At 55.5% G+C, this 11,407-nt stretch carries 11 protein-coding genes; 7 read left to right on the top strand and 4 right to left on the bottom strand.

Annotation, left to right across the window (positions count from 1 at the left end):
- The 4 genes from ACP5D4_RS16615 to ACP5D4_RS16600 all read right to left on the bottom strand — a co-directional run.
- The coding region (locus tag ACP5D4_RS16615; RefSeq protein WP_428012740.1) for a Uma2 family endonuclease at positions 1-693 on the bottom strand (693 nt) is incomplete at its 3' end.
- Between the two features lie 111 nt (positions 694-804).
- Complete coding sequence (mreD, locus tag ACP5D4_RS16610) at positions 805-1,377, bottom strand: rod shape-determining protein MreD (protein WP_428012739.1); 573 nt, start codon at positions 1,375-1,377, stop codon at positions 805-807.
- Positions 1,378-1,439: 62 nt separating this feature from the next.
- A complete protein-coding gene (mreC, locus tag ACP5D4_RS16605; protein WP_428012738.1) occupies positions 1,440-2,246 on the bottom strand; it encodes a rod shape-determining protein MreC in 807 nt (268 codons plus the stop codon).
- A gap of 12 nt (positions 2,247-2,258) precedes the next feature.
- Positions 2,259-3,266, bottom strand: coding sequence for a rod shape-determining protein (locus ACP5D4_RS16600; RefSeq protein WP_017660262.1), 1,008 nt, complete (start codon positions 3,264-3,266; stop codon positions 2,259-2,261).
- A gap of 255 nt (positions 3,267-3,521) precedes the next feature.
- Between ACP5D4_RS16600 and ACP5D4_RS16595 the strand changes: the two genes are divergently transcribed.
- The 7 genes from ACP5D4_RS16595 (at position 3,522) to ACP5D4_RS16565 (ending at position 11,364) form a co-directional block, all read left to right on the top strand.
- Complete coding sequence (locus ACP5D4_RS16595) at positions 3,522-3,887, top strand: single-stranded DNA-binding protein (protein ID WP_428012737.1); 366 nt, start codon at positions 3,522-3,524, stop codon at positions 3,885-3,887.
- Positions 3,888-3,908: 21 nt separating this feature from the next.
- Complete coding sequence (locus tag ACP5D4_RS16590) at positions 3,909-4,754, top strand: GUN4 domain-containing protein (protein ID WP_428012736.1); 846 nt, start codon at positions 3,909-3,911, stop codon at positions 4,752-4,754.
- Between the two features lie 28 nt (positions 4,755-4,782).
- Positions 4,783-5,943 carry an 8-amino-7-oxononanoate synthase gene (gene bioF / locus ACP5D4_RS16585; RefSeq protein WP_428012735.1) on the top strand — a complete coding sequence of 387 codons (1,161 nt, stop codon included), beginning with the start codon at positions 4,783-4,785 and terminating at the stop codon, positions 5,941-5,943.
- A 38-nt stretch (positions 5,944-5,981) separates the two neighbouring features.
- Positions 5,982-6,821, top strand: a complete 840-nt coding sequence (locus ACP5D4_RS16580) for an Npun_R2479 family HD domain-containing metalloprotein (RefSeq protein ID WP_428012734.1) — start codon at positions 5,982-5,984, stop codon at positions 6,819-6,821.
- Positions 6,822-7,053: 232 nt separating this feature from the next.
- A complete protein-coding gene (locus tag ACP5D4_RS16575; RefSeq protein WP_428012746.1) occupies positions 7,054-8,121 on the top strand; it encodes an ABC transporter permease in 1,068 nt (355 codons plus the stop codon).
- A gap of 222 nt (positions 8,122-8,343) precedes the next feature.
- On the top strand, positions 8,344-9,450 hold the full coding sequence (locus ACP5D4_RS16570; RefSeq protein WP_428012733.1) for a hypothetical protein: 1,107 nt from the start codon (positions 8,344-8,346) through the stop codon (positions 9,448-9,450).
- A 78-nt stretch (positions 9,451-9,528) separates the two neighbouring features.
- Positions 9,529-11,364 carry an HAD-IC family P-type ATPase gene (locus tag ACP5D4_RS16565; RefSeq protein ID WP_428012732.1) on the top strand — a complete coding sequence of 612 codons (1,836 nt, stop codon included), beginning with the start codon at positions 9,529-9,531 and terminating at the stop codon, positions 11,362-11,364.
- Positions 11,365-11,407 lie beyond the last annotated feature (43 nt).

Genomic DNA, 11,407 nt, shown 5'->3' with positions numbered 1-11,407 from the left:
CAATCGTTGTGCTAGTTGTTCGGCTTTCGCTTGTGCGGCGTCTCGTTCGGCTTGTGCGGCGTCTCGTTCGGCTTGCACTGCATCGCGTTCGGCTTGTACTGCATTCAAACGCGCTTGAACTTGCTGCAAACTCTCAAACCGAGAACCGTCGGGACGATACAAGGTTAACTCGTCTTCGCCTAACTCGAAGCGAATTCCCAAACGCGGACTCGTCCATCCGTCAATGTCTTCGAGAATTTCCAGGCGAGATTCCCCCCGAATTAAGCCAGTGAATTCGTTTTTTTCGGGGTCGTAAATGTAATACTCTTCGACCCCGAAATCGTCGTAAAAATGCTCTTTTTGCGTCATCTCTTTGAGGGTGTTTCCGGGGGAAAGGATTTCAAACACCACTTGCGGCGCGATGTTGTTTTCGCACCATTGTTTGTAAGAGCCGCGCTCTCCTTTTGGACGTCCAAAGGCTACCAGAACATCGGGGGCGACGCGCAATTTGTTGTTTCCTTCTATTGGATACCAGAGTAAATCTCCGGCGACGAACACATCGGGATTGTCGGCGAAAATCAGTTCGAGGTTTTCTTTGATGGTGACGATCCAGCGAAATTGAAGTGTGTTGTCGGCCATGGGTTTGCCGTCGCTGTCGGGGTAGACGATGGGTTTTGTTTGGGTTTTGGCTTGAGGTTCGGTTGGGGAAACCATACTCAATTCCTCCGAGGCGTGGGGGGCGATCGATCTGATTGTAACGCCTTCGGACTGGAGGGGATTTCACCTCATCTCCCCATCTCCCTATCTCCCCATCTTCCCTTTGCATCAAGTGCGATCGCGCTGGCGTTCCCACCAATGGTTCAGGGGATAGTACAGCACCGGCCCCCACAAACTACTTAACACTGCTGAGGCGAGGGCGACTTGTTGGTAATAGTCCCAAATTTCTTCGATGGATAAAAACGACGCGCGATCGGGCAAGCGCAGGCTGTAAATACTGAATTGAATGGCGGTTATCGTATCGGCTAAAACGGACATTCCGAAGACGATTAACGCCACGGAAATAAAATCTTCTTGAATGTAACGCTGTTTCTGTAACCGAGCCGTGAGCATCCCCACTACGGCCAAACTGATAGCCCGCGTGGGTACGTCTGCCACCATGCCGTCTTGCAACAACCCCAACACAATGCCCGCTACTGCGCCTTCCCACATCGATCGCTTGACGCTCCAGGCGACGACCCAAATGAGCAGCCAGTTGGGGGCCATGCCGAACAGTTCCATCCCGGGAAACCGCGTCGGCAACAACAGCAGACACAACATCACCGAGCCGATCGTAACCGCCCAGTTTAATGCTCTGCGCGAGAAGGCGTGCCAACCCAGAATCGATCGCGTGTTTGCCATTTAGGAGGATGCGCGGTGTTGCATTACGACAGTCTCTCTCAACAGTGTCTCACAGCCGTCTTTCAATCGACGAGTTCCACTTCTTCGAAATCCTCTTCGATCGGTTCGGCAGAGCCTTCGGGAAGGGGTTTCGACGGCTTGGGATACACGACGACCCACTCGAGCGCCGACAAGGGCGCTGAGAGTTCGATTTCTGCTTGAGGTGCGGGACTGGCGTTGAGATTGACGGAAACCACGGTTCCCACTGGCACTTTCGAGGGGAATCGCTGACTGTAGGTGGAGGTGGCGATCGCATCGCCTTGGCGCACGTCGGGCAGTTTCTCGAAAAACTCCAAAACGGCAGTGTTCGAGCCTTTCCCCCGCAAAACTCCCATCGCTCGCGATCGCGTCACCGTCACCCCCACGCGAGAGCTGGCATCGCTGACGAGTAAGATGCGACTAGAGCTATCGGTGACGCTAATCACCCGACCGACTAACCCCCCCGACGCCATCACTACGTCGTCCGTTTCGATGCCGTCTTTGCGACCTCGACCCAACAGGGCGTGTTGCCACCAGCGATCGGCACTGCGACCGACGACGGGGGCGAAAATCGGCTCTCCCGTACTTTGGGGTTTGTAATCGAGCAGTTCTTGGAGGCGCTGGTTTTCTTGCTCCACTTCGGCCAAGCGCTGCTGCAACTCGCGAATTCTGGCGTTGACCAGTTCGTTTTGACGAGCGGGGTCGGTTTGGAAGGGGCGAGATAAACGCTGGTACAGCTCGAAAACTACAGCCCCATCAGTCTGTTTGAAAGCCACCGCTACGCCAACGGACGCCGCTGCCACGAGTGCCAACGTGCCGTATCGTTCCCACCAACGACGCAAGACGAACAAAGGTTATTTCTCCTACATGGTGCGAGAGCGACCTCGGAAGACCCGCTCGAGTTGCTTGAAGTTTTCTAGTACTCGTCCGGTTCCCAGAACCACGCAGCTTAAGGGGTCTGCTGCAACGTGGGTGACGATTCCGGTTTCGTGACCGATGAGGGTGTCGAGTCCTTTGAGTAATGCACCGCCCCCAGCGAGCATGATGCCGCGATCGATGATGTCGGCGGCCAGTTCCGGCGGCGTCCGTTCTAAGGTGCGTTTGACGGCTTCGACGATCACCGACAGTGGCTCCGACATGCTTTCGCGAATTTCGGGGCCTTTGATGGTGACGGTTCGGGGCAACCCAGACAGCAGGTGCAAGCCTCGCACGTCCATCACTACATCGTCTTCGTCGGTGGGATAGGCCGAACCCACTTGAATTTTGATTTCTTCGGCCGTCCGTTCCCCGATGACGAGGTTGTGGACTTTTTTCATGTACTGCACGATCGAGTCGCTCAGTTCGTCCCCAGCTACCCGCACGGACTCGCTCAACACGATCCCTTGCAAGCTGAGAACGGCCACTTCTGTGGTTCCGCCGCCGATATCGACGATCATGTTCCCCGTCGGCTCGGCGACGGGTAATCCGGCACCGATGGCGGCGGCGATGGGTTCGTCTATCAAACGCACGTCTCGCGCTCCGGCTTGGATGGCCGCATCCATGACGGCGCGACGTTCGACGCCGGTCACGCCGCTCGGAATGCCGATGACGATGCGCGGGGCGACTAATCCCGTCCGACCTTCGTGGACTTGTTTGATGAAGTGTTTGAGCATCAATTCGGCGGTGTCGAAGTCGGCGATGACACCATCCCGTAACGGACGCAGGGCGACCACGTTTCCAGGTGTGCGACCGAGCATCTGTTTGGCCTCTTCTCCCACGGCCAGGGGGAGCTTGTCGTCTTGGTCGATCGCGACAACCGACGGCTCTTGAAGGACAATTCCTTTACCAGAGACATAGACCAGGGTGTTCGCTGTCCCCAGGTCGATTCCCATGTCTCTAGAGAGTGAAAAGCGACTTAAAATTCCCACGCGCGCCTACGTCCTCCCAGCTCGAATACGCTCTAGTGTACGATTCGATCGCAATAGTTTACGATTACCGAGGTGGATTCTATATTGTTTTGTTCGTTCCGTCTAGTGTTTGGGCAAAATCTCTCGATCGAGCTTTGGCGGTGAAAAGGCTTTGCGAGACAACCCATCGATAGGTGATAATCAGGGTTGACGTATCGTTCAACTAACGGGAATTTAACTATGAGTCTTAATGTGGTGACGCTGGTGGGTCGAGTCGGTGCCGATCCCGATTCTCGCTATTTTGAGTCGGGCAATGTCGTGTGTAATTTTCCTCTAGCGGTCGATCGCAGAAGCCGCAACAGCGATAAACCGGATTGGTTTAATTTGGAGTTGTGGGGTAAAACGGCGGAAGTCGCCATCAACTACGTCCGCAAAGGCAGTCTGATCGGGGTCAAAGGCGTTCTGAAGTTCGATTACTGGCAAGATCGCAATACGGGAGTGGATCGATCGAAACCTGTGATTCGGGTCGATCGCCTCGATCTCCTTGGCTCCAAACAAGACCGCGATACCAGCATGGTCGATAGTTACGAAGACGACGAGTTTTAAGTCCCGAGTTTTAGGTTCTGAATGTCGTCGGTTTGTCCGGTTTGTCAAACGCCTTACGAGAACGGCGTCCTTTGCTGTTCGGTTTGCGGGTGGGATCTGACCCCGGAATCGATCGAAGCGTTGCGGCGTCAGCCCACTCATCTCGAGTGGGCTAAGTCTATGTGGGAACGACAGCGATCGCACCTGGAAACAACCCCAGAAACGCCCCAAACCAACCGTCTCGATTCCCTCGAAACTCAACTGGAACTAGCCCGAGAAGAGCGATCGCACCTCGCCCAGCAACTCGATTGGTTGATTCAAACCGTCGCCAGCGTCGATTTCTCGCGGATCGATCGCACCCTCTCCCGCCTCGAACAATGGCTCGACACCGACGACGAGGCCGGGTCTCTCGCCTCTGATGTCGGCCTCGATTACCGCCCCCTACAAGCTCTCTTGGAACGACATCGCTGGCGAGAGGCTGACCTCTGGACTTGGGACGCCGTTCTCGCCATCGCCCAACGGGATGTTGAAGGCTGGTTGCGCCTCGAAGATATCGCCAGTTTTCCCCATACAGACCTTGACACAATCAATAATTTGTGGTATGAGTACAGCGAAGGAAGATTTGGGGCGATCGTCCAAGCGCAGATTTGGGTAGAAAGTGGCGAGAACTACAGCGATTTTTGCGATCGCGTCGGCTGGCGAGAGGCGGGAAACTGGAAGCGTTACGAAGATTTAGACAATTCCCTGGATAGCTTCGCCGGCCATCTTCCCGTCTTAGCATGGCGCAAACGCGCCTGTTACGGAACTGGCCGCGCGACGGCCTCAGAAAGTCTGGCCGCCTGGATGTCTCGATTTTCAGGCAATCGGGATGATGGGATGATGGGATGATAAGACAAGATCAAGTATCAATTCTCCCGTGGTTTATCGTTGGATCGACAAATCTCTTAAAACCATACATAAAGCGAATTGGTATCGCAGCCCGACGGAAATAGACGGACGACCGGGGGCGGAAATTCAACTCGACGGACGGCGTTTTATTAATTTCGCCAGTAACGATTATCTCGGATTAGCCGGAGACGATCGCCTCGTTAACGCCGCCGTAGACGCCACGAACACCTACGGAACCGGAAGCAGCGGCTCGCGATTGCTCAGCGGACATCGCCCCTTACACCGCCAACTCGAAGCGGCCATCGCCGCCTTCAAACAAACTGAAGATGCGGTGGTCTTCAGTTCTGGCTATCTCGCCAATTTAGGCACCCTCGCCGCTCTGGTCGATCGCCGCGATGTCATCTTCGCCGATACCTACAATCACTCCAGCCTCAAAAACGGTGCCCTCCTGTCCGGAGCGACCGTTTTCGACTATCCCCACAACGACCTCGACGCCCTTACCGCCCTACTCCAACAGCATCGATCGCACTATCGTCGTTGTCTGATCGTAACGGATAGCGTATTTAGCATGGATGGTGATATTTGTCAACTCCCCGAACTGCTAGATCTCGGCGATCGCTTCGAGTGCATGGTGATGGTGGACGAAGCCCACGGCACCGGGGTGTTTGGCGATCGCGGTTCCGGCTGCGTGGAATATTTCGGCTGTCGCGATCGCCCCCTCATCCAAATGGGAACCCTCAGCAAAGCCTTGGGCAGCCTAGGCGGGTACGTGGCGGGATCGTCCAGCCTCGTCGAGTTCCTGCGAAACCGCGCCCCCACTTGGATTTACACCACCGGGTTATCTCCCGCCGATACCGCAGCGGCGTTAAGGGCGATCGAAATCCTACAGAAGGAACCCCAACGGCGGGCGAAACTGTGGGAAAACGTCAACGCTCTCAAACAGCGTTTGACGGAAACCCTCCCCCCCCAATTCCAACTGTTACCCTCCAATTCCCCCATTATCTGCGTCCGCGTCAAAGACGCCGCCACCGTTCTCGCCCTCGGTAAAACCTTCCGAGACGCGGGGCTGTTCGTCTCGGCGGTGCGTCCGCCCACCGTACCCAGCAGTCGCCTGCGCGTGACCCTAATGGCGACTCACGAACGCCATCACCTCGATCGCCTCATCGAGATTTTCTTAAAATTAAAGTAACGACCCGATCCACCGAAACTGTCAATTCCTTATCGCTGATGTTGAACGCCACCGAACTCACGATCGATCGCTTTGTCGAACAACTGCGCGACGGCTACCGACGCACCTATGGCGGCTTGAACCCCGACTACGAAGATATCATCGCCTGGGCGGGGGGCATGGCCCTGGAAAACATAGCCAACAGCGACGCCCTCTATCACAACGTCGAACATACCGTTCTCGTGACCCTCGTGGGTCAAGAAATCCTGCGGGGGAGACACATCCGTCAAGGAGGCGTGTCCTGTGACGACTGGTTGCACTGCATTATTTCCCTCGTCTGTCACGATATCGGCTATGTAAAAGGCGTCTGTCGCCAAGACCGACCGGGACTCTACGCCACCGGAAGAGACGGCGTGTTCGTCTGTCTGCCGCCGGGAGCGTCCGATGCCAGTTTGACGCCGTATCATGTCGATCGCGGCAAACTCTTCGTAGACGAACGATTCGGCGGTCACAAACTCATCGACGCCGAAATTATCAAACGCAATATCGAACTGACGCGATTTCCCGTCCCCTCCCTCGAAGACCATCAAGATACGATTCACTATCCCGGTTTAGTGCGGGCGGCAGACCTAATCGGACAGTTGAGCGATCCCCGATACTTGAAAAAAATCTCGGCTCTCTTTTACGAATTCGAGGAAACTGGAACTAACCAAGCCTTGGGGTATAAAAAACCCGGTCATTTACGGCAAGGCTACCCGAAATTTTACTGGAACGGCGTTTATCCCTATATCAAAGATGCCTTGCGCTATCTCGAACTTACCCAACAGGGAAAACAAGTTCTCGCCAATTTGTACTCCAACGTCTTTATCGTCGAACACGAACAGCCCAAAGCCTCTTGAAGCTTGGGTTCTGGAGTTGCGATCTAGATCCCTGCTGCACTCTAGATCCCCGGCATCTCCAAGATGCCGGGGATCTTATCGAGATGTCAACGAGGGACTGTCAAAACTGTTGCTCGTTGACGGTTCCCTGTTCCCTCGATCGAAGGTCGGTGAAGACTTCCCATCGACCCCAGAGAGACCCCGAGAGAAACGGTATACTGTGCGAGTATTCCCGTATTCCGTGACGACGCCGATGAATTGGTGGCAAAAATTTAAAAAGAATCCCTTGGCTCGATTGGGAGTCTCGATTTTAACAGTATTCTACGTTCTCGCCATCGGAGCGGGGTTTTTCGCCCCTTACCATCCCGTTAACGACGTTCAAAAAGACGGTTCGCTTCTCCCGCCGACGCCAATTCACTGGACGAATACATCAGGGGAATTTGTCGGCCCCTACGTCTATCCCGTGCGACAAGGACCGACGGATTTGGAGACGGGAGAGCGAGAGTTAATTGTCGATCGCACCCAACCCTCCCCGATTCGTCTGTTCGTGAAAGGATACGAATATCGCTTTTTGGGAATTCTCCCGGCGGACGTTCATCTTTTCGGTACCGTCGGCGAAGGGGAAATCAACCTGTTGGGAACGGACGAACAGGGACGGGATCAGTTTAGCCGTTTGCTGTTCGGCGGACAGATTAGTCTGTTTATCGGCTTAGTGGGGATTGCGATTTCGTTTCCCATCGGCTTAATTGTCGGGGGAATTTCCGGTTATTTCGGCGGTTGGGTCGATACGGGAATTATGCGTTTGGTGGAAGTGCTGATGACGATTCCCGGTATTTATCTGCTGGTGGCGTTAGCGTCGGTGTTACCGCCGGGATTGTCCAGCGCCCAGCGATTTTTACTGATCGTGACGATTATTTCGTTTATCCGCTGGGCGGGGTTGGCGCGGGTGATTCGCGGTCAGGTGTTGTCGATTAAGGAAACGGAATTCGTGCAAGCGGCGCGGGCGATGGGCGCTAATCCGTTTTACATTATTGTGCGTCACGTGCTACCGCAGACGGCTACTTATACGATCGTGGCGGCGACGCTGGCGATTCCGGGGTTTATCGTGGCGGAGTCGGTGTTGAGTTTGATCGGGTTGGGAATTCAGCAACCGGATGCGTCTTGGGGAAATCTCCTCGCCAGTGCGACGAACGCTTCGATTTTGGTGTTTCAGCCCTGGTTGGTGTGGCCGCCTGCGCTGTTGGTGGTGTTGACGGTTCTCTCGTTCAACCTCATCGGCGACGGTTTGCGGGACGCCCTCGATCCCAGAAGCCTGCGTTGACTGGGAAAAGTTCAGGTCAGATAACTCGGGCGTCAGGCTGAAATCGCCCTGAGTTGACCGTGGTGTAACCGCTTGGGCTATCTACCACAAAATGTAAATTTTTGCAAGGAAATCGCGATCGCCCGAATGGATCTGTCTTAATCTAGTCTTAACCAGGAATCTTCCATCGCTTCGATGAGATGGAGAAGATTCAGTGGACTAACGACTTGAGAAGAGAGAACGATGAATGCCACGGGGGAACTTCGCCCAAACCGCGAAATCGGCGATGTAGAAGTCGTTTCGGCGGTATCCGGTCGAGTCCGGTTGCGAGTCAAAGACACAACAGACCCAGACCAACTCGACAGCCTCGCTCGACAGTTGAGAGAACAGACAGGAATTGACGAGATTCGCACGAATCCAGACACCGGAAGTCTGACCGTGCGGTTCGATCCCGCGATCGCGACCGTTTCGGAAATTTTCGAGCCGCTGTCCGGTTCGGACATTGCCCTTTTCCCCAGCAAATCCTCTGACGAGAGCCAAGCTGCGATTCGTTCCGAGGACCTTCGCACCGCCCTCGAACGTCTCAAGTCCTTCGTTCCACCTCTGCTGGGAATTGCCATCGTTCGCGCCCTCCGGATTTACGGCTGGACGGCCGTTCCCGCCTACCTGCTGGCCACGGCTGTCTCTCGCCAAGCTGTCGAAGCTGTCGATTTCGACGGATTCCGCGACGCGAACGAGGTTTCGTCTGATATCCCGGTAGACGACAGCAGTAGGGCAGAAACTCGCGCCCTGGCGGATGTCGTGGTTCACGACACCCCCGGACGCTTGCGCCTGCGCTTACCCCCGGTCGCTGAAAACGCTGCCTTTTGCAGACGATTGGAACATCTGGCGGCGATCGAAGAGGGAATTACCGCCGTTCGCGTCAACCCCGCCAACGCTTCCGTGACCGTCACCTATCCCAAAAACCGCTCGTCTCGGGAAATTCGCGCCCGCATTGCCAGTTTGCTTCTCGCCACTGAAATGCTGGAGTCCGCCTCGAAAACCTCGGTTTCGGAATCGCCGAAGGGGGAGGAGAAAAACGGTAAAGTCTCGCCACCGGACGAGGACAACTCTCGCGGTCCCCAACCGCCCGGAGGTTCTGATTCTGAGATGTCGGATTCTGAGATGTCGGATTCTGAAATATCGAATTCTAAGATGTCGGATTCTGAGATGTCGGATTCTCAACGATCGGACGCCGAAGCCACTGAAATCGAAACCGGCGAATCCAGCATTTCCTGGTCGCGATTTAAATCCTCTGCCATGTCCGTTTTTCTCGACTGGATGGCAAATACCTCGTTCGGTAACGCCTAAACCCCGTTGAATTCGTTTGAAAAACCGGGATAACAAGATCCATCAACAACAGACCGTTAAGCCCAAGGAGGGAGGAGGATGACTCAAGTACTCATCCAACCCAAACGGGCGTCCCGTCAGGATACAGCGTGTTATCAGAAACCGTCCGTTATCAAATCCGAACGTCTGATTCAAGATCGTCCTACTGTTTCCTATTGCATCGTTCACGCCATCGCGGGGCGAATCCGATTTCGAGTTCCCAAACTACTCATAGATGCCCAGTACGCGCGACATCTCAAAGCCTTAATCGAACTCGACGATCGCTTCGATACAGTGCGGGTCGATCGCGCGGCCGCCTGTGTCGTGGTCGCGTACACCCCCAACGGCGACGAAGCCGAAATCCGCGATCGCCTGGGTAACTTAATCCAGCTTGCCAGCGCCAGCGTCATTCCGCTGCACGTGCAACGCAAACTCTCCCAACAGGAGGTATCCCCAGAGAAAGGATTTTGGTCGTCCCTACGACTCCCCGTCTTCGCCGCCAGTCTGGCCATTCTGGGCGGTCCGGTGGGACTGTCGGTTCCGCTGGTGTTGAAACAAGGAGCGATCGCCCTGGCCGCCGTCCCCGTGGCCAAACGCGCCTGCGCCAGTTTGTTCGGACAAGGTCGCCTCAACGTGGATTTCCTCGATTTGGGCGCTCTCGTCCTCACCACCGCCCAAAAACAACTCGTCGCCTCCTCCAGTATGGTGGCACTCATCCAACTCGGCGAAGCCATCCGCGATCGCACCGCCCGCGCCTACCAAGATAAAACGGCCGATTTACTGAGTCTCTTAGACCCGATGGTGTGGGTGGAACGGGACGGAATAAAACACAAAATTCCCATCGAAGACGTGAAACGAGGCGACACGGTTATTGTCTATCCCGGGGAACAGGTTCCTGTAGACGGGACAATTTTACGGGGACGGGCGACCCTCGACGAACAGAAACTCACCGGGGAATCCCTCCCCAGCTTGCGCCGTTCGGGAGAAACGGTGTACGCCTCGACCCTAGTACGGGAAGGACAAATTTACCTTCGCGCCGAGTTTCTGGGGGCGGACACTCGCGCCGGACAGATGTTGCAACTGTTGCAAAAGGCGCCGCTACAGGACACGCGCATTGAAAACTATGCGGCGAAAATTGCCGATCGCGCTGTGTTACCGACGCTAATTCTGGGGGGAACTCTGCTCTTCACCACCCGCAACGCGGCGCGGGCGGCCTCGATTTTTACTCTGGATTTTGCCACGGGAATTCGGGTGTCTGTTCCCACTACTGTCATGGCTGCCTTGAGTGCGGCGGCGCGACGGGGCATTTTGATTAAAAGCGGACGGGCGTTGCAACAAATCGCCCGCGTCGATGCGATCGTTTTCGACAAAACCGGGACGCTGACTCAAGGCGACGTGGCCATTATCGGCGTGCGCACTGCCAGCGATGCGATCGACGAACGAGAGGTTCTCCGGGTAGCTGCTGCCGCTGAACAGCGCATCACCCATCCCGTCGCTGCTGCCATTACCGCCTACGCTAAAGCCAGAGATGTCGAAATCCCGCCCCGCCAGCAATGGGATTATTGCGTGGGATTGGGCATCAAGGCGCAAATTAACGGAACCTCCGTTCTCGTGGGAAGCGAGCGGTTTATGGTGGCGGAAGCCGTGGACTTAAACCCTTTGTGGCGTCGTCACGGCGACCTGAAAGGCACGCCCTATCCTACGATTTACTTGGCCAGTAACGGTCAGATTCTCGGCACGATTCAATATACCGATCCCGTGCGTCCGGAAAGTCCCGCCGTGTTGGAATTGCTTCGCTGCGACATCGGCGCGGAACTGCATATGTTGACGGGGGACAACCGCCAGCGTGCTAAAGCTGTGGCTGCGGAATTGGGCATTCTGGACGCGAACACGTAAAAAGTCCGGGAGCTTGGTAGCCCCGTCGCTTTAGCGCGGGGTG

The sequence above is a fragment of the Baaleninema sp. genome, from assembly GCF_049974805.1.
In the GTDB taxonomy this organism is placed as follows: domain Bacteria; phylum Cyanobacteriota; class Cyanobacteriia; order Cyanobacteriales; family Geitlerinemataceae; genus Baaleninema.
Note: the sequence above shows the minus strand (reverse complement) of the source record. Positions and strands in the feature narration are given on the sequence as shown.